This window comes from Burkholderia pseudomultivorans (genome assembly GCF_001718415.1).
GTDB lineage: Bacteria > Pseudomonadota > Gammaproteobacteria > Burkholderiales > Burkholderiaceae > Burkholderia > Burkholderia pseudomultivorans_A.
The window spans coordinates 1939606-1956712 of record NZ_CP013377.1 but is presented as its reverse complement, the minus strand read 5'-3'; the positions used below and the strand labels follow the sequence as shown (position 1 = coordinate 1956712).

15 protein-coding genes are annotated in these 17107 nt (G+C 68.0%); 9 read left to right on the top strand and 6 right to left on the bottom strand.

Going from position 1 to position 17107, the window contains the following annotated elements; genetic code table 11:
* The first annotated feature begins 60 nt into the window (after positions 1 to 60).
* The 3 genes from WS57_RS08285 to WS57_RS08275 are packed head-to-tail and all read left to right on the top strand — an operon-like array spanning position 61 to position 4752.
* The gene (locus WS57_RS08285) at positions 61 to 2997 is read left to right on the top strand and encodes a molybdopterin oxidoreductase family protein (protein WP_069244030.1); all 2937 of its coding nucleotides are present in this window, start codon (positions 61 to 63) and stop codon (positions 2995 to 2997) included.
* A 16-nt stretch (positions 2998 to 3013) separates the two neighbouring features.
* Positions 3014 to 3757: a 4Fe-4S dicluster domain-containing protein gene (locus WS57_RS08280; RefSeq protein WP_009690316.1), complete on the top strand. Its 744-nt coding sequence runs from the start codon at positions 3014 to 3016 to the stop codon at positions 3755 to 3757.
* Between the two features lie 47 nt (positions 3758 to 3804).
* Positions 3805 to 4752: a dimethyl sulfoxide reductase anchor subunit family protein gene (locus WS57_RS08275; protein WP_059606223.1), complete on the top strand. Its 948-nt coding sequence runs from the start codon at positions 3805 to 3807 to the stop codon at positions 4750 to 4752.
* A gap of 62 nt (positions 4753 to 4814) precedes the next feature.
* Here the strand turns inward: WS57_RS08275 and WS57_RS08270 are convergent, their stop codons facing one another.
* Positions 4815 to 5567: an IclR family transcriptional regulator gene (locus WS57_RS08270; protein ID WP_059606222.1), complete on the bottom strand. Its 753-nt coding sequence runs from the start codon at positions 5565 to 5567 to the stop codon at positions 4815 to 4817.
* Positions 5568 to 5756: 189 nt separating this feature from the next.
* On the opposite strand from WS57_RS08270, the gene WS57_RS08265 reads away from it, so the two are divergent.
* On the top strand, positions 5757 to 6746 hold the full coding sequence (locus tag WS57_RS08265) for an AAA family ATPase (RefSeq protein WP_059515081.1): 990 nt from the start codon (positions 5757 to 5759) through the stop codon (positions 6744 to 6746).
* Positions 6743 to 8461, top strand: a complete 1719-nt coding sequence (locus WS57_RS08260; RefSeq protein ID WP_069244029.1) for a cobaltochelatase CobT-related protein — start codon at positions 6743 to 6745, stop codon at positions 8459 to 8461. The genes WS57_RS08265 and WS57_RS08260 overlap by 4 nt, the downstream gene beginning before the upstream one ends.
* A gap of 66 nt (positions 8462 to 8527) precedes the next feature.
* On the opposite strand, the gene WS57_RS08255 is transcribed toward WS57_RS08260, so the two are convergent.
* The 4 genes from WS57_RS08255 to WS57_RS08240 all read right to left on the bottom strand — a co-directional run bounded on the left by WS57_RS08255 (position 8528) and on the right by WS57_RS08240 (position 12831).
* On the bottom strand, positions 8528 to 9295 hold the full coding sequence (locus WS57_RS08255; RefSeq protein WP_009694261.1) for a sulfite exporter TauE/SafE family protein: 768 nt from the start codon (positions 9293 to 9295) through the stop codon (positions 8528 to 8530).
* Complete coding sequence (gene pta, locus WS57_RS08250) at positions 9292 to 10326, bottom strand: phosphate acetyltransferase (RefSeq protein ID WP_069244028.1); 1035 nt, start codon at positions 10324 to 10326, stop codon at positions 9292 to 9294. Before pta ends, WS57_RS08255 begins: the two co-directional genes overlap by 4 nt.
* Before the next feature lie 121 nt (positions 10327 to 10447).
* Positions 10448 to 12265, bottom strand: coding sequence for a sulfoacetaldehyde acetyltransferase (xsc, locus tag WS57_RS08245; protein ID WP_059515087.1), 1818 nt, complete (start codon positions 12263 to 12265; stop codon positions 10448 to 10450).
* A gap of 161 nt (positions 12266 to 12426) precedes the next feature.
* Positions 12427 to 12831: a nuclear transport factor 2 family protein gene (locus WS57_RS08240; RefSeq protein WP_009691613.1), complete on the bottom strand. Its 405-nt coding sequence runs from the start codon at positions 12829 to 12831 to the stop codon at positions 12427 to 12429.
* A 566-nt stretch (positions 12832 to 13397) separates the two neighbouring features.
* Between WS57_RS08240 and WS57_RS35550 the strand changes: the two genes are divergently transcribed.
* From WS57_RS35550 to WS57_RS35545, 3 genes are read left to right on the top strand one after another with little or no spacing between them, the layout of a single operon-like run.
* Positions 13398 to 13850 (top strand): PAAR domain-containing protein, encoded by a 453-nt coding sequence (locus WS57_RS35550; protein ID WP_230945635.1) that lies wholly within the window; start codon positions 13398 to 13400, stop codon positions 13848 to 13850.
* A gap of 4 nt (positions 13851 to 13854) precedes the next feature.
* Positions 13855 to 14502, top strand: coding sequence for a M35 family metallo-endopeptidase (locus WS57_RS08235; protein WP_069244027.1), 648 nt, complete (start codon positions 13855 to 13857; stop codon positions 14500 to 14502).
* Positions 14492 to 14935 carry a hypothetical protein gene (locus WS57_RS35545; protein ID WP_236871875.1) on the top strand — a complete coding sequence of 148 codons (444 nt, stop codon included), beginning with the start codon at positions 14492 to 14494 and terminating at the stop codon, positions 14933 to 14935. Before WS57_RS08235 ends, WS57_RS35545 begins: the two co-directional genes overlap by 11 nt.
* A gap of 46 nt (positions 14936 to 14981) precedes the next feature.
* Here WS57_RS35545 and WS57_RS08230 read toward each other — a convergent pair whose 3' ends face one another.
* Positions 14982 to 16511: a PLP-dependent aminotransferase family protein gene (locus tag WS57_RS08230; protein ID WP_069244026.1), complete on the bottom strand. Its 1530-nt coding sequence runs from the start codon at positions 16509 to 16511 to the stop codon at positions 14982 to 14984.
* Between the two features lie 262 nt (positions 16512 to 16773).
* On the opposite strand from WS57_RS08230, the gene WS57_RS08225 reads away from it, so the two are divergent.
* Complete coding sequence (locus WS57_RS08225; protein WP_059515091.1) at positions 16774 to 17103, top strand: GNAT family N-acetyltransferase; 330 nt, start codon at positions 16774 to 16776, stop codon at positions 17101 to 17103.
* Positions 17104 to 17107 lie beyond the last annotated feature (4 nt).

The window sequence follows — 17107 nt, the reverse complement described above, 5'->3', positions numbered from 1 at the left end:
CAGACCGATTCACGGGCGGGCCCGGCCGGGCCCGCCGTCATCCGCGAACGAGGACAGACGATGGAGCAGCGTGCGCGCGCCCGCGACGAGCGGGCCGAGATCAAGACCACGACGTGCTACATGTGCGCATGCCGCTGCGGCATCCGCGTGCACCTGCGCGACGGCGAAGTCCGCTACATCGACGGCAATCCCGAGCATCCGCTGAACCAGGGCGTGATCTGCGCGAAAGGTTCGTCGGGGATCATGAAGCAGTATTCGCCTGCGCGGCTCACGCAGCCGCTGATGCGCAAGCCGGGCGCGGAGCGCGGCGACGCGCAGTTCGAGCCCGTGTCGTGGGACCGTGCGTTCGAGGTGCTCGAAAAGCGCCTCGCGCACCTGCGCGCGACCGATCCGAAGCGCTTCGCGCTGTTTACGGGCCGCGACCAGATGCAGGCGCTCACCGGCCTGTTCGCGAAGCAGTTCGGCACGCCGAACTATGCGGCGCACGGCGGCTTCTGCTCGGCGAACATGGCGGCCGGGATGATCTACACGATCGGCGGCTCGTTCTGGGAGTTCGGCGGCCCCGACCTCGACAACGCGAAGCTGTTCTTCATGATCGGCACGGCCGAGGATCACCATTCGAATCCGCTGAAGATCGCGCTCGGCAAGTTCAAGCGCGCGGGCGGCCGCTTCATCGCGATCAACCCGGTGCGCACCGGCTATGCGGCGATCGCCGACGAATGGATCCCGATTCGCCCCGGCACCGACTGCGCGCTGTTCATGGCGCTGATGCACGAGCTGATCGCGCGCGACGCATTCGACCGCGAGTTCGTCGCGCGCTTCACGAACGCCGCCGAGCTGGTTGACCTGCGCGAAGACGCCGACACGTTCGGGCTGTTCGTGCGCGATGCCGGCGCGCCGGAGATCAACGCGCTGTATCCGCAGAACCGCATGTGGTGGGATGTCGCGACGAACCGCGCGGTGCTGCACCACACCGACGGCGCGGAGCCCGCGCTCGACGGTCGCTACACGCTCGACGACGGCACGCCGGTTGCGCCGTCCTTTGCGCTGCTGCGCGAGCAGGTGGCCGATTGCACACCCGAGTGGGCCGCCGGCATCACCGGCATCGCGGCCGACACGATCCGCCGTCTTGCGCGCGAGATGGAGACGGTCGCGCGCGAGCAGGCGATCGAACTGCCGGTGCGCTGGACCGATTCGTGGGGCAAGGAGCACGCGTCGGTGAAGGGCGTGCCGATCGCGTTTCATGCGATGCGCGGGCTGGCCGCGCATTCGAACGGGTTCCAGACGATCCGCGCGCTGGCCGTGCTGATGTCGCTGCTCGGCACGATCGACCGGCCCGGCGGGTTCCGGCACAAGGCGCCGTATCCGCGCGCGGTGCCGCCGTCGGCGAAACCGCCGAACGATCCGGACCAGGTGCGGCCGAACACGCCGCTCGCGACCGGCCCGCTCGGCTGGCCGGCCGGCCCCGAGGATCTGTTCGTCCATCCGGACGGTTCGCCCGCGCGGCTCGACAAGGCGTTCTCGTGGGAATACCCGCTCGCGGTGCACGGGCTCATGCATTCGGTGATCACCAATGCGTGGCGCGGCGATCCGTATCCGATCGACACGCTGCTGATCTTCATGGCCAACATGGCGTGGAATTCGTCGATGAACACGACGGAAGTGCGCAGGATGCTGGTCGACAAGCGCGACGACGGCGAGTACCGGATTCCGTTCCTCGTCGTATGCGATGCGTTCGCATCGGAGATGACCGCGTTCGCGGACCTGATCCTGCCCGACACGACCTACCTCGAACGGCACGACGTGATGTCGGTGCTCGACCGGCCGATCTCCGAATTCGACGGGCCGGTCGACTCGGTGCGCGTGCCCGTCGTGCCGCCGGCCGGCGAGTGCAAGCCGTTCCAGGAAGTGCTGATCGAACTCGCGAGCCGGCTGAAGTTTCCCGCGTTCACGACCCCGGACGGGCAGCGCAAGTATCGCGACTATCCGGACTTCGTCGTCAACTTCCAGACCGCGCCCGATTCGGGCACCGGCTTCCTGATCGGCTGGCGCGGCAAGCACGGCGACAAGGCCGTGGTCGGCGAGCCGAACCCCGACCAGTGGCAGCGCTATGCCGAGAACAACTGCGTGTATCACCACCGGCTGCCGGAGTCGCTGCAATACATGCGCAACTGCAACGGGCCCTACATGCAATGGGCGGTCGACAACGGCATGCGCAAGTTCGGCGTGCCGATCGTGATCCAGCTCTATTCGGACGTGATGCAGAAATTCCGGCTCGCCGCGCAGGGCCGCACGTCGGGCCGCCAGCCGCCCGAGCATCTGCGCGAGCGCATCGCGCGTCATTTCGATCCGCTGCCGTTCTGGTATCCGTCGCTCGAAAGCGGGCTGACCGACGCGGACCGCTATCCGCTCGCGGCGATCACGCAGCGACCGATGGCGATGTACCACTCGTGGGATTCGCAGAACGCGTGGCTGCGGCAGATCCACGGCGAGAACCATCTGTTCGTGAATCCGGCGACGGCGGCCGCGCAGCGGATCGACGACGGCGCCTGGATCTACGTCGAATCGCCGTGGGGCAAGGTGCGCTGCCGTGCGCGCTACAGCGAGGCCGTCGAGCCCGGCACCGTGTGGACGTGGAACGCGATCGGCAAGGCGGCCGGTGCGTGGAACCTCGGCCCGCAGGCGGGCGAGTCGCAGCGCGGCTTCCTGCTCAATCACGTGATCACCGACGAATTGCCCGACCCGACACGCGCGGGCGCGCGGCTGTCGAACTCCGATCCGGTGACGGGGCAGGCCGGCTGGTACGACGTGCGGGTGCGGATCTACCCGGCCGAGGCCGACGCCGCGACGACGCTGCCGCAGTTCGCGCCGATGCCGGCGCTGCCCGGCTCGACGCGCGTGCTGCAGCGCGTGCAGGCGTATTTCGCGGGCACCGGCGCGTTCGCCGCGCGGCTGCGTCGCGGCGCCGCGTCGGGCCCGCAGTCGGACGACCGTTAAACGAAGGAGCGCAACCATGACCCAGATGGCCCTCGTCATCGATCTGAACGTGTGCGTCGGCTGCCATGCCTGCGTAACGAGCTGCAAGGAGTGGAACACGTCCGGCGAGGCCGGCAGCCTCGCCGACCTGCGGCCTTACGACGACGATCCGTCCGGCACCTTCTTCAATCGCGTGCAGACCTACGAGGCCGGCGTGTTCCCGATGACGGACACGATCCACTTCCCGAAGTCGTGCCTGCATTGCGAGGATCCGCCTTGCGTGCCGGTCTGTCCGACCGGCGCGAGCTACAAGCGCAAGTCGGACGGCATCGTGCTGGTCGACTACGACAAGTGCATCGGCTGCAAGTACTGCGCGTGGGCCTGCCCGTACGGCGCGCGCGAACTCGACGAAGGCCGCAAGGAGATGACCAAGTGCACGCTGTGCGCGGACCGCATCGACAACCAGGCGCTGCCCGAGCGCGACCGCAAGCCGGCCTGCGTGCTCGCGTGCCCGACCTCCGCGCGGCTGTTCGGCGACGTACACGATCCGGAGTCGGACGTGTCGCGCGCGATTCGCGAGCGCGGCGGCTACGCGCTGATGCCGGAGTGGGGCACGCGCCCGTCGAACCACTATCTGCCGCGCGTGAAGACCGAGGCGTCGTGCGGATGCGGCAGCGGCGGCTGCGGCAGCGCATCGGACGGCCGCGCCGCGGACGATTCGTTCGAGGCGCGCGCGGCGCGCGGCGATCTCGACCTGGTGTCGCTCGCGACGCAGCGCTGAGCCGCGTTGCGCCGCCCTTCATTGATCCACGCAGAAACGGAGTTCTCATGCGTCCCGCCTTTTCGGTCGTCTTTCTCACCACGCTGTGCGGCGCCGCGCAGGGCCTGCTGCTGACGCTCGTGATCGTCGAAGCGCTGACGCGCGCAACCGGCGTCGTCGTCGCGGAATCGTTCTACGTGACGGGCGCCGCGCTGTCGGTCGGGCTCGGCGCGCTCGGCCTGCTGGCGTCGTTCTTCCATCTCGGCCATCCGGAACGCGCGTGGCGCGCGATCGCGATGTGGCGCACGTCGTGGCTGTCGCGCGAGTGCATCGCGCTGCCGGTGTTCCTCGCCGGCACGTTCGCGTACGGCGTCGCGCATGCGCTCGGCTGGCCCGGCACGCTGCTGATCGGCGCGGCCGATGCGCTCGCGAGCGTCGCGCTGTTCGTCTGCACCGCGATGATCTACGCGTGCCTGCGCTTCCTGCAGGAATGGGCGAGCCCGCTGACGCTGGTGAACTTCGTGCTGCTCGGCTGCGCGTCGGGCTGCACGCTCGCGACGGCCTGCGCGGCGTGGCTCGCGCCCTCGCTCGTCGCGTCGCTGGCGCCGGCCGCGTGCGTGCTGACGCTCGCCGGATGTACGACGCGGCTCGCGTCGCTCGCGCGCAATGCGCGGCTGCGGCCGAAGTCGACCGTGCAGAGCGCGACGGGCATCCGCAATGCGAAGCTCGAGCAGAAGTCGCGCGGCTTCACGGCGAGCGCGTTCAATACGCGCGAGTTCTTTCATGGCAAAGGCAACGGCACCTTGCGCGCGGTGAAGGCCGGCTTCCTGCTCGGCGCGTTCGCGGTGCCGTTCGTGCTGACGGGTGCGCTGGCGCTCGCGCCGACCTCGGCGGCCGCGGCATTCGCGCTCGGCGCGGCGTTCTTGATCCAGTATGCGGGGCTGGTCGCGGAGCGCTGGTTCTTCTTCGCGGACGCGCGGCATCCGCAGAACATCTACTACCAGCGCGCGTCATGACGATGCATGCGCTGCCGCAAATACCGGCGAACTCGCGCGGGCGTGGCGGATCGGGGCCGATTCTAGAAGGTCGCCGCGAGCGCCCGGGCGGCTTCCTGCAGGCGCGGCACGCTGTCGAGCAGCCGCGACAGCGGCGCGCGCGACACGGGCGCATGCACGGCGACCGCGGCAACGCACGCGCCGTCCGCATCGACGATCGGCGCGGCGATGCAGACGACGCCGGCGACGAATTCCTCGTTGTCGATCGCGAGCCGCTTGTGCGCGGTGCGGTCCAGTTCGGCTTCGAGCAGTTCCGGGTCCGAGATCGTGTTCGGCGTATGGCGCGTCAGCGTCATCGTACGCACCAGCACGGCGCGTTCGTCGCGCGGCAGCAGCGCGAGCAGCAGCTTGCCGCTGGCGCTGCAGTGCGCGGGCACGCGCGAGCCGGGCTTCAGGTCGAGCCGCAGCGGCCAGTCGGCTTCGACGCGGTCGAGATAGACGACCTCGGTGTCGTGCAGCATCGTCAGGTTGCAGGTTTCGCCGAGATCGGCGACGAGCCGTTCGAGGATCGCATGACGCAGCCGCCGCGCGCCCGCGTGCAGCATCACGTTGGTGCCGAGCCGCGCGAGCCGCGGGCCGACCGCGTACGCGTTCTTGCGGCCCGGCTCGCGGATCACGAGGCCGCCGGCCTCGAGCGACGCGAGCATCCGGTGCAGCGACGCCTTCGGAATGTCGACGTCGCGCGCGAGATCGGCGAGCGACACGGCATCGCCGGCCTGGACGAGGTGTTCGAGCAGCGCGAAGGCGCGCAGCGTGGGCGTATCCGCGGGAAGCATGGGCAGGGCCGTTCCGGAAACTGGACTGCGGCCATTGTACCGAACGGCTTCGGCGGCCCGCCGCGTCAAGGGGCGGCCGGAACGAGCCGGTCCGGATTTTTCACGGCGGAACGAATCGTTCCGCAAACGGGCTCGACGCGGCACGCGTAGATGCCCGCAAACGATATGCAACGACAGGAGCGCAACGCGATGGATGGGGTGGCGAGCAAGCCGGACTGCATGGTGTCGGTCCGCGAGCGGTTCGGCGTCGATTCGGACCTGATGGTGCCCGCGTTCAGCGCGCGCGACGATCACGTGCCCGACGTCGACGACGCATACCGCTTCAACCCGGACGTGACGCTCGCGATTCTCGCGGGCTTCGCACGCAACCGGCGCGTGCTGGTGCAGGGCATGCACGGCACCGGCAAGTCGACGCATATCGAGCAGGTCGCGGCGCGCCTGAACTGGCCGTGCGTGCGCGTGAACCTCGACGGCCACATCAGCCGGCTCGATCTGGTCGGCAAGGACGCGATCGTCGTGCGCGACGACGTGCAGGTGACCGAGTTCCAGGAGGGGATCGTGCCGTGGGCGCTGCAGCGGCCGGTCGCGCTGATCTTCGACGAATACGATGCCGGGCGGCCCGACGTGATGTTCGTGATCCAGCGGATCCTGGAGCGCGACGGCAAGTTCACGCTGCTCGACCAGAACCGCGTGATTCATCCGCATCCGTCGTTCCGGCTGTTCGCGACCGCGAACACGGTCGGGCTCGGCAACCTGAACGGCCTCTATCACGGCACGCAGATGCTCAACCACGCGCAGATGGATCGCTGGAACGTGGTCGCGACGCTCGACTACCTGCCGCGCGACGAGGAGATCGGCATCGTGCGCGCGCGCGTGCCCGAGCTGGACGACGCAGCCGGCCGCACGCTGCTCGAATCGATGGTGAGCGTCGCCGAGCTGACGCGCAACGGCTTCGCGACCGGCGACCTGTCGACGCTGATGTCGCCGCGCACGGTGATCGACTGGGCCGAGAACTGCGGGATCTTCCGCGATCCGGCGCTCGCGTTCCGGCTCACGTTCCTGAACAAGTGCGACGACGCCGAGCGGCCGGTCGTCGCCGAGTATTACCAGCGCTGTTTCGGCGAGGAACTGGCGGTCGCGTCGCATGCGGGCGGCGGCGAGCCGGGGGCGGGGCGGTGAGCGCCGATCGCGACGCGGCGCGCCGTGCGTCGCTGCGCGAAGCGCTGGGCGCCTCGACCGTGCGCGCGCTGACGCGCGATGCGGCGCTGCATTATCGTGCGGGCCGCGTATGCCGCGACCTGCGCCCGCTGCCGATCCATGCGCCGCATCTGCGCGCGCAGGCCGACGACGATCTCGCGTCCTGGCGCGGCGCGGCGGATGGCGCCGCGCTGCGCATCCTGCATTCCGACGCCGACCTGCATCGCGCGCTGCTCGGCGACGATCCGGTCGAACGCGTGCTGTTCGAGATGCTCGAGCAACTGCGCTGCGAATCGCTGGCGCCGCCCGCGATGCGCGGACTCACGCAGAACCTGCGGCATCGCTTCGAAGCGTGGTCGCGCGCATTCCATCGGTCGGGGCAGGCCGATACGCATGTCGGGATTCTCGTTTATACGGTCGCGCAGATCGCATGGTCGCGCCTGTCGGGCTGGCCGGTGCTCGACGAAACCGAAGACCTGATCGAAGCGACGCGCGCGGCGATCGTGCCGGAGATCGGTGCGCAACTTGCGGGGCTGAAGCACTGCCGGTATGACCAGCGCGCGTTTGCCGCCCATGCGCTGACGCTCGCGCGACGCATCGCGGCGATGATTCGCGACGCGCGCGCGGCCGTCGTCGATAGCGACGCGAACGACGCGCGCGAACCGGACGACGCGCTGACGAATTTCTCGCTGTGGGTCGATTTCGACGAGGCAGGTGTCGAGTTGCCGGCGCTGGTGGAGACGGGCGACAGCGTCGTGCTGCATGGCGGCGACGGCGTCTATCGCGCATATACCACGCGCTATGACCGAGAACTGCGGCCGGCCGCGCGGATCCGCGCGGCGCTGCTGCGCGAGTACCGCGAGCGGCTCGATGCGCAGGTCGCCGCACAGCGCATCAACGTGACGCGGCTCGCGCGCGTGCTGCGTGCGGCGCTCGTCGTGCCGCAGCCCGACGGTTGGTCGTTCGGCGAGGAGCACGGCCGGCTCGACGGCCGGCGGCTCGCGCAGCTCGTCAGCTCGCCGGCGGAGCGCCGGCTGTTCCGGCTCGAACGCGTGCGGCCGCGCGCCGATTGCGCGCTCGCGTTCCTGATCGACTGCTCGGGGTCGATGAAGGCATGGATCGATGCGGTCGCGCTGAGCGTCGATACGCTCGCCCGTGCGGGCGACGCCGCCGGCGTGGCGACCGAGGTGCTCGGCTTCACGACGCTCGCCTGGAACGGCGGCCGTGCGCGGCAGGACTGGCTCGCGCGCGGCAAGCCGCGTCATCCGGGCCGGCTGAACGAGGCCTGCCACCTGGTGTTCAAGGACGCGGACACGCGCTGGCGGCATGCGCGCACCGGCATTGCCGCGCTGTTCAAGGCCGACCTGTTTCGCGAAGGCATCGACGGCGAAGCGGTCGAGTGGGCGTGCGCGCGGCTCGCCGCGCGGCCGGAGGCGCGGCGGATTCTCGTCGTGATCTCGGACGGCAGCCCGATGGACGGCGCGACGGCGCTCGCCAACGATCCGTTCTATCTCGACAACCATCTGAAGCAGGTGGTCGCGCGCCAGGAAGCGGCCGGCCGCGTCGAGATCCTCGGGCTCGGCGTCGGGCTCGATCTCGGTCCGTATTACCGGCACCGGCTCGCGATCGATCTCGCGTCGCCTCCTGACATGAAGCGGCTGGTCGAAATCGCGGGCTGGATCGGCGCGCGGCGATGAGGTGCACGGCGATGAGGTGCACGGCGATGAGGTGCGGCGGCGCGCCCTGCGCCGGAAGCGCGGTGCTCAGACCCGATGCAGCAGCGGCGGCAGCGACGTCGCGATCAGTCCGCCGCCGATCGCCATCAGCACGCCGAACGCGAGCCGCCGCGTTGCGACCGGCGACAGCGGCGGCGGATAGTGGCGCGCGGCGACCGTCATCAGCATCACGACCGGCGTGGCCATCGCCGCGAGCAGCCAGATGTCGCGGTCGAGCTGGCCTTCGCATGCGCTGAACAGCACGCGCGTCGCCGAGGTCGTCGTAAACAGCACGATCAGCGCGCAGCGGATCTGCACGAGCGTCAGCGGCTGCCGGTAGAACTGGAAGATCAGCGGCGGCCCCGATACGCCGAACATCCCGCTCAGCAGCCCGCCGAACACGCCGCTCACGAAGAAGCTGCGATTGCCCGAGCGCGTGTCGAGCGGCGTCGGCCGCAGCGCCGCGCTGAGCCCGCCGTACAGCACGACCGCGCCGAGGATCAGCTGCAGCAGGTCGGCCGCCGAGCGGCTCAGGCATTCGAGCAGCAGCACGCCCGCGACGACCGACGGCAGGATGCCGAGCGTCGCCGCGCCGACCGCGCGCCAGTCGATGTGATGCAGCCGGCCGGGCAGCGCGGTCGCGCCGTTCGCGAGCGACACGATGCTCATCAGCGTCGCGACGGTCGCGAGCGGCGCGAGTCCGAAGCCGCTCGTCGCGCCCATCACGATCATGCCGAGCCCGAAGCCGGTAATCGTCTGGAAATAGCTGCCGGCGCCGATCACCGCGATCAGCACGGCCAGTTTGTCGGCGCTCATGCGTGCGCGGCCTCGGCGCTCGCTGCGCGTTGCGCGGCCGCCTGGGCCTGTACGGTCGTCGCGGCGATCACGTGATACACGTCGTCCGCGCTGCAGCCGCGCGACAGGTCGTTCGCCGGCCGGCGCAGCCCTTGCAGCAGCGGGCCGACGGCCTTCGCGCGGCCGATGCGCTCGGCGAGCTTGTAGCCGATGTTGCCGGCTTCGAGGCTCGGGAACACCAGCACGTTCGCGTGGCCGCCGACCTGCGAATGCGCGATCTTGCGCTCGGCGATCTCGGCGACGATCGCCGCGTCGAGCTGCACGTCGCCGTCGATCGCGAGCGCGGGGCGCCGCTCGCGCACGCGCGCGGTCGCGGCCGTCACCTTGTCGACCGCCGCGTGATGCGCGCTGCCGCTCGTCGAGAACGACAGCATCGCGACGCGCGGCGCCTCGCCGAGCAGCGCCTGGGCGCTGTCGGCGGCGGCCATCGCGATCTCGGCGAGCTGCTCGGCATCCGGATCGACGACCAGCGCGCAGTCGGAGAAGATCAGCCCGCCCTTGATCGTGTGGAACGGCTCGCACAGCATCATCAGGAAGAAGCTCGACACGATCCGGAACGACGGATCGACGCCGATCAGCTGGATCGCCGCCCGCACGACGTCGGCCGTCGCGTGCACCGCGCCCGCGACCGAGCCGTCCGCGTCGCCGAGCCGCACCATCAGGTTCGCGTGGCAGAGCGGGTCGAGGACGGCATCGCGCGCGGCGTCGGCCGTCATGCCCTTGCTCTTGCGCAGCGCATGCAGCGCGTCCGCATACGCGTCGCGCGAGGCGGCGCTGGCCGGATCGACGAGCGCGATGCCGTCGAGGTCGATGCCGTCGCGCGCGGCGGCCGCGTGAATCGCGGCGCGCGCGCCGACGAGCACGATATGCGCGATGCCGTCGCGTGTCGCGCGCGCGGCGGCGTGCAGCACGCGCGGATCGTCGGCCTCGCAGAGCGCGATGCGCATCGGCTGGCGGCGCGCGGAGTCGAGAATGCGGTCGAGGGCTTTCATGGGCGGCTCGGGAAGGAAAAACGGCCGGAAGCGGCGGCCCGCGCGGGGCTTGGCATCCGGCCGGGGAACCGGCCGCGCGCGTCGCGCACGGCCGGCCGCTGGGTGCGTCAGCGACGCGTCGTCACACGTAGTCCTTGTACTTGTCGAGCATGCGCACCGGCTTCGACAGCGCATCGCGACGGAACGGATCGCCGAGTTCGCGCGTGCACATGATCTCGATGATCGTCGTCTTGCCTTCGTTCATCTGCATGTCGATCGCGCGCTTGAGCGCCGGGCCCACGTCTTCGAGGCGGTCGACCGTGATCCCCTCCGCGCCCATCGCGCGCGCGATCGCCGCGAAGCTCTGGTTGTCGAGCTCGCCCGCGACGAAGCGGCGGTTGTAGAAGTCGACCTGGTTCTTCTTCTCGGCGCCCCACTGGCGGTTGTGGAACACGACGGCCGTGACCGGGATGTTGTGGCGCACGCAGGTCATCGTCTCCATCAGGCTCATCCCCCACGCGCCGTCGCCCGCGTACGACACGGCCGGACGGTGCGGCGCGGCGACCTTCGCACCGATGATCGTCGGGAACGCATAGCCGCAGTTGCCCCAGCTCATCGCCGCGAAGAAGCTGCGCGGCTTGTTGAAGCGCAGGTAGCTGTTCGCGACCGAGTTGATGTTGCCGATGTCGGTCGACACCATCACGTCCTCGGGCATCGCCTTCTCGAGCTCGCGCAGCACCTGGCGCGGATGCAGGTACTGGCCGCCGTTGAAGGTCTTCTCGTGCTTCTGCTCCTCGATCATGTCGAGGCTGAACGGGTCGCGCTCGTGCGTCCATTCGTCGAGTTCCTTCTCCCACGCGGCCTTTTCGGTCGCGATCTGGTCCGCGCGTTCGCCGCGCGTCGCGTCGCATGCGAGCGTGCGTCCCGCGAGGCGCTGCGTGAGCGCGACCGCGGCGGCCTTCGCATCGCCGCAGATGCCGACCGAGATCTTCTTCACGAGGCCGAGCATTTTGTGATCGGCGTCGATCTGGATGATCTTCGCGTCCTTCGGCCAGTAGTCCATGCCGTGCTGCGGCAGCGTGCCGAACGGCCCGAGGCGCGAGCCGAGCGCGATCACGACGTCCGCGCGCGACAGCAGCTTCATCGCGGCCTTCGAGCCCTGATAGCCGAGCGGGCCGCACCACAGCGGATGATTCGCCGGGAACGAGTCGTTGTGCAGGTAGCTGTTGACGACCGGTGCGCCGAGCCGTTCGGCGAGCGCCTTGCATTCCTCGATCGCATCGGCCATCACGACGCCGCCGCCCGAGATGATCACCGGGAACTTCGCCTGCGCGATCAGCTCGGCCGCGTCGTTCAGGCTCTGCTCGCCGCCGGGGCCGCGATCGAGCTTGCGCGGCTGCGGAATCTCGACCTTGACCTTGCCGTAGAAGTAGTCGCGCGGAATGTTGAGCTGCGTCGGCCCCATCTCGGCCTGCGCGCGGTCGAAGCAGCGCGCGGTGAATTCGGCCATCCGCGCCGGGTGCGTGACGTGGCCCTGGTACTTCGTGAATTCCTGGAACATCGGCAACTGGTTCGCTTCCTGGAAGCCGCCGAGGCCGATGCCCATCGTGCCGGCTTCCGGCGTGACGATCACGACCGGGCTGTGCGCCCAGTACGCGGCCGCGATCGCGGTCACGCAGTTGCTGATGCCGGGACCGTTCTGGCCGATCACGACGCCGTGACGGCCCGACACGCGCGCATAGCCGTCGGCCATGTGGCCCGCGCCCTGTTCGTGCACGACCGGGATCAGCCGGATGCCGGCCGGCGCGAAGATGTCCATCGCGTCCATGAACGCGGAGCCCATGATGCCGAACATGTCGGTCACGCCGTTGGCCGCGAGGGTCTCGACGAAGGCTTCGGACGGCGTCATGTCCTGCAGGCCGCTGGCCGAAACGCGCTGGGAAGTGGATTGTTCGCTCATGGGTTGTCTCCGGGATTGTTCAATTAACGGAACGTCCTGTTCCAAATGCTATTTGCTGGCGGAACCGGGTCAAGCGTTACCGCCGGTCATCGGGGAATGTGAAATGAAATGAAATGATTCGTTTCAAAACGCGTCGCGTCGGCGGCGCGCGCCGGGGGCGCTCAGGCCGGCTGCTTCGGCCGTTCCTTGCGGAACGCGCGCTTGACGGCGATCAGCCCGTCGCGGAATTCGAACAGGTCGCAGCCTTCGGCCTCGATGCGCCAGCCGTCCGCGTGCGTGCCCGTGAACACCCATTCGGAGACGCCGCGCTCGCCGCACACGGTGTGGCGGCCCTGGCCCCAATGCGCGTCGGGGAAAGTCTTGAACACGGCTTCGAACGCGGCGCGCACGGCGTCGCGGCCGACGAAGCGCGTGCCGTGGATGTCGGGGCCGCCGGCCGCGTCGAACACGCAGTCCTCGGTCATGAAGCCCATCAGCGCGTTCGCGTCGTGCCGGTTGAATGCATCGGAAAAGGCCGCGAGCGTGGCGGCCGTGACGGCGCCGGGGGCGGTGAGCGTGTCAGCCATAACGTGTCTCCTGTCGAGTGGTGGGCGGCCGCGCTGCGCTGGCACGCATGCGGCACGCGGTATCGACACGTTAGTGAGCGACTGTTTTTGACGGTAGCGCCAGTTTGAGGGTTTCGCTTGGGCCAGCGGCGTTGTCGGTGATGGTGGCGGGGAGGGGCGGCGTGACAGCTTTTAATTATTTAATGGTTATTTTTGGGCGAGATATCGGATCGATGATTGATGGGCGGGCGTGATTTATATTTGAAAAGTAAGGGATCGATTTCGGGATTGGATGGTGGGAATCAAGATTGTTCTAAATTGATTTGGTTAGATGGGACGTGTCTGAAGTCGAGTTGCCTTATTTGAAAAATCGAGGAGCGTGTATCTGTTGGTGTGTGCGCGAGTTTGCGGGTCAATATTTCGTTGGTTTTGCGTGGTCGCTCCCCGGATTTTTGCGTAGTGCGGGAGAGCAGGCATGCAATCGATTTTTTGCCAACTTATCTAAGGATCCGACTATGTCGCGACGAGCAGTCAGAAACGGTGACCCGACGACTACAGGGGGCTTCGTTACCGCAACGACAGCCACGATGTTTCATAAAGACAAACATGTAGCGCTTGATGGCGACGAGGCAACATGCGGCAACTGCAAGGGTTCGTTCAAGATTGTCGGGGGCGCAACACGCATGACGTGGCACGGCCGCAATGTTGTTCTCGAGGGTGACCACGTACTTTGTCCATGCGGAACGAACAGAGTTCTCGCGGGCAGTGATTGCACCATTTTTTACGATGTTTCGGACGGTTCGGCCGGAATCGGTGCGCGTTCGTCAAGCGCACTCACGCGTTCCGTTACACCGGTAGTCCATGACGAGCAGTTCGTGATCCGGGACAAGCGGACAAAGCAACCGTTGAGCAATGTGCGGTATTGGATCAAGGATCAGTCCGGCAATGTGCTTGCGTCGGGATCGAGCGACGCAAGCGGGTGCACGTTGCGCGTGAGAACGGAAGGCCCGCAGACGCTGAAGCTTTTTGTCGGGGACTGAAACGATGACGAATCAAACCGAGGTGGCCGAGACAACGACGAATACCATCAAGGGATCGCAGCGGTTCGCCGATGTCGACATGCGGCCGATCTGCGAAAACATGAGCAATTCTGAGTTTCGGATAATGTTCGCTCGGGCGCAGGCGATTGCCGTGAATCGGCTGGAGGCGCGCGTTGCCTTCTTGACGGAATGGTCCTCGCACGAGAAAGGCCGCGTATTCAAGTGGTTCGGTCGCGATGACGAGCAAACCCGTAGACGGCTTCTGACCGGATTGACGAAGGTGCTGAATGTTGTCCGTTCGTTCAGCGAGCACAACGTCGTTCGTACGGGGAGCGCGGCCGATCTGGCGACGGGTTGCACACCCCACCCACTGGGAGCGGGGCAGGAGGCCGCCCACGTTTGCGCACCGGACACCGCAACGCACACGTTCTCGATCAGCGCCAAGTTTTGTACCATGCGTCCCTGGAGCGCGTATGCGGATTCCCAAGTATCCGTGATCATTCACGAAGCAAGTCATTTCCTGGACACCATGGCAACCACGGACGAGCAGTACTACATCACGCCATTCCTTTCCGCATGGGGGCGATCACATCCGGATTTGGCGATCAACAATGCCGATAGCATTGCGGGATACGTCGTAGATGGAGACTAAACTCCTGGCGGTCCTCGCGCTCGCGTTCATCGGTATGCAGACAGCGTTGGCGTGCGACGGGCCAAAAAATCTATCCGGCCAATATATCGACGTTCGCTTCGAAAGCGACTCAAGCGAGATTCCTGTCACCGAACTGGCGAGGTTGTCGGTATGGTCGCGTGATCTGCGCAGTCGATTTCTGCTTATCGACCTCGTCTGGACTGTCGGACTTTCGGAGCCGACCGAGAAAGACGCGCGACGACTGGCATACCGACGCGCACAAAACGTCATAAATGCACTTGATCAGTTCGCGATCAGAGGAAAACGGAGTGCTTTGATCGGCAGAGTCTACAAGCCGATTCCCGAGATCGAGGAAACGGGAAGGCGTGTGGAGGTCAATGTAGGGCCGGGGTGCCCTGACGATTGTTGCGCGAATCCGCACACCGTGCCTTGATGTTCGCGTCCCGCGACAAGGCCCGCGCCACTGCGGGCCTCGTTCATTAATCGGGCTTCTGCGCGCGCACACACTGCGCCAGCGCCTGCACGCCCGCATCGATCCGGTCGAGCGGAATCGCCGAGAACCCCATCCGGAAATAGCGGTGCGCATCGTCGTCGCGCATGAAGAACACGTCGCCCGGCTCGATCAGGATGCCGGCGGCCTGCGCATCGGCCGCAAGGCGCGCCGCGTCGAGCCACGGCGGGCCCTCGACCCAGCACGACGCGCCGCCCGTCACCTGCACGTAGCGCGCTTCCGGCAGATGCGCGTCGAGCGCCGCCATTAGCGCCTGCGAGCGCTCGCTGTACGCATGCGCGAGCCGGCGCAGCAGTGCGTCGTGATGACCGAGCGCGAGAAAGGTCGCGAACGCGCGCTGGATATACGCGACCGGGTGGCGCACCATCAGCCGCCGCAGCGCACGCAGCTCGCGGATCAGCTCGCGCGGCCCGACCACGTAACCAAGCCGCAGGCCCGGCGCGAACGTCTTCGACAGGCTGCCGACATAGATCACGCGATCGGCGCCGTCGAGACTCTTCAGCGCCGGATGCGGCGTGCCGGAGAACGTGTTCTCGCTCTCGTAGTCGTCCTCGATGATCACGAAATCGTGCTGCTGCGCGCGCTCGAGCAGCGCGCGGCGGCGCTCGACCGGCATCGTCGCGGTGGTCGGGCACTGGTGGCTCGGCGTCACGTAGACGTAGTCGCAGCGCGCGAGCACGGCGTCCTGCGCATCGGGCGCGATCCCGTTGCCGTCGACGGGCAGCGGCAGCAGCCGCGCGTTGCGGTTCTCGAAGATGTTGCGCGCGTCCGGGTAGCCGGGGTTCTCGAAGCCGACCGTCGTGTGCTTGTCGCACAGCAGGTCGGCAATCAGGTACAGCGCCTGCTGGCAGCCGTTCGTGACCACGATCTCGTCGGGCATCGCGAACACGCCGCGACGCGGCAGCACGCGCGTGCGGATCTGCTGGATCAGCGATTCGTCGTCGCGTTCGATCAGGTCGGGCGCCCAGTTGCGGATCTCCATCACCGACAGCGCCTTCAGGCAGCACTCGCGCCAGTCGTTGGTCGGAAACAGCGACTGGTCGAACTGCCCGTAGATGAACGGAAATTCGTAGTGCTGCCAGTTCGCGGGCTTCACGATATTGCGCTGCGCCGACGGCGGATGCGCGATCCGCTTGTGCCATGCCGGCCGCTGCGGCGCATCGCCGCCGCCGGCGTCCGGTTGCGCGCCGGGCGGCGCGGCCGCGAAGCCCGGTATCCCCTCGAGCATCTTCGGGTTCACGAAGTGCCCGCTGCGCTCGCGCGAGATCAGGTAGCCCTCCTCGACGAGCATCTGGTACGCGAGCACGACCGTGTTGCGCGCCACGCCGAGCTGGTCGGCGAGCTCGCGGCTCGACGGCAGTGCGGCGTCCGGCGGAAGCTGTCCGTCGAGGATCGCGGCCACCAGCATGCGGCGGATCTGATCCTGCAGGCTTGTCTTCGATGCCGACGACCGCCGGAACTGCTGGGCCCATAACGCGGTCGGGGTGCGACTCGACATGCTTCCTCCTGTAAACGGTGCGGGCCGCGCGAAGCGGCGCGCCCGGCGCGCGCTCCCGCAAGGGGGCGCGGGAGCGCGGGTACGCGCGCCGCGCCGCGGATGTGGACTCAATGAAAGGCGCGGTCTGGTACTAGTGTGCGCCGACGTGGCAAGACGATACTCAACTCGTCGCACCCGGACGATTGGGATAACTCCCCGGTACGCGGGGGCGGGACGGCGCGCGCGCCGCGTTTGCCGGCAACGTCGATCGGAGAGCGTCGCCATGCATGTTTTCGTGTTTCGGGATCGCTGCCAGCGCGTGATCCGCATCGTGTTCGACGACGCGCATGCGACGGCCGTCGCGTATCGCGACGACGCGGCGATCGGCGAGCTGTGCATCGACGACCACACGCCGTGGCCGATGCTCGCGCGGCTGTATGTCGAGCCCGCCTACCGGCGCAGCGGCATCGCGCACACGCTGCTCGCGTGCGCGTCGCGCGCGTTCGGGCAGCCGATCCGCATCGACGCCGGCGCGCGTGCGTGGCCCGATTCGCCGGCGTGGGCGACGCTGTGCCGCTGCCTCGCGCACGAAGGGCTGGTCGTGGTCGGATAGCACG

What these genes read in the sequence shown, in the direction of transcription:
- WS57_RS08285 (WP_069244030.1), top strand. Translation starts at nt 61, where the DNA reads ATGGAGCAGCGTGCGCGCGCCCGCGACGAGCGGGCCGAGATCAAGACC.
- WS57_RS08280 (WP_009690316.1), top strand. Translation starts at nt 3,014, where the DNA reads ATGACCCAGATGGCCCTCGTCATCGATCTGAACGTGTGCGTCGGCTGC.
- WS57_RS08275 (WP_059606223.1), top strand. Translation starts at nt 3,805, where the DNA reads ATGCGTCCCGCCTTTTCGGTCGTCTTTCTCACCACGCTGTGCGGCGCC.
- WS57_RS08270 (WP_059606222.1), bottom strand. Translation starts at nt 5,567, where the DNA reads ATGCTTCCCGCGGATACGCCCACGCTGCGCGCCTTCGCGCTGCTCGAA.
- WS57_RS08265 (WP_059515081.1), top strand. Translation starts at nt 5,757, where the DNA reads ATGGATGGGGTGGCGAGCAAGCCGGACTGCATGGTGTCGGTCCGCGAG.
- WS57_RS08255 (WP_009694261.1), bottom strand. Translation starts at nt 9,295, where the DNA reads ATGAGCGCCGACAAACTGGCCGTGCTGATCGCGGTGATCGGCGCCGGC.
- pta (WP_069244028.1), bottom strand. Translation starts at nt 10,326, where the DNA reads ATGAAAGCCCTCGACCGCATTCTCGACTCCGCGCGCCGCCAGCCGATG.
- xsc (WP_059515087.1), bottom strand. Translation starts at nt 12,265, where the DNA reads ATGAGCGAACAATCCACTTCCCAGCGCGTTTCGGCCAGCGGCCTGCAG.
- WS57_RS08240 (WP_009691613.1), bottom strand. Translation starts at nt 12,831, where the DNA reads ATGGCTGACACGCTCACCGCCCCCGGCGCCGTCACGGCCGCCACGCTC.
- WS57_RS35550 (WP_230945635.1), top strand. Translation starts at nt 13,398, where the DNA reads ATGTTTCATAAAGACAAACATGTAGCGCTTGATGGCGACGAGGCAACA.
- WS57_RS08235 (WP_069244027.1), top strand. Translation starts at nt 13,855, where the DNA reads ATGACGAATCAAACCGAGGTGGCCGAGACAACGACGAATACCATCAAG.
- WS57_RS35545 (WP_236871875.1), top strand. Translation starts at nt 14,492, where the DNA reads ATGGAGACTAAACTCCTGGCGGTCCTCGCGCTCGCGTTCATCGGTATG.
- WS57_RS08230 (WP_069244026.1), bottom strand. Translation starts at nt 16,511, where the DNA reads ATGTCGAGTCGCACCCCGACCGCGTTATGGGCCCAGCAGTTCCGGCGG.
- WS57_RS08225 (WP_059515091.1), top strand. Translation starts at nt 16,774, where the DNA reads ATGCATGTTTTCGTGTTTCGGGATCGCTGCCAGCGCGTGATCCGCATC.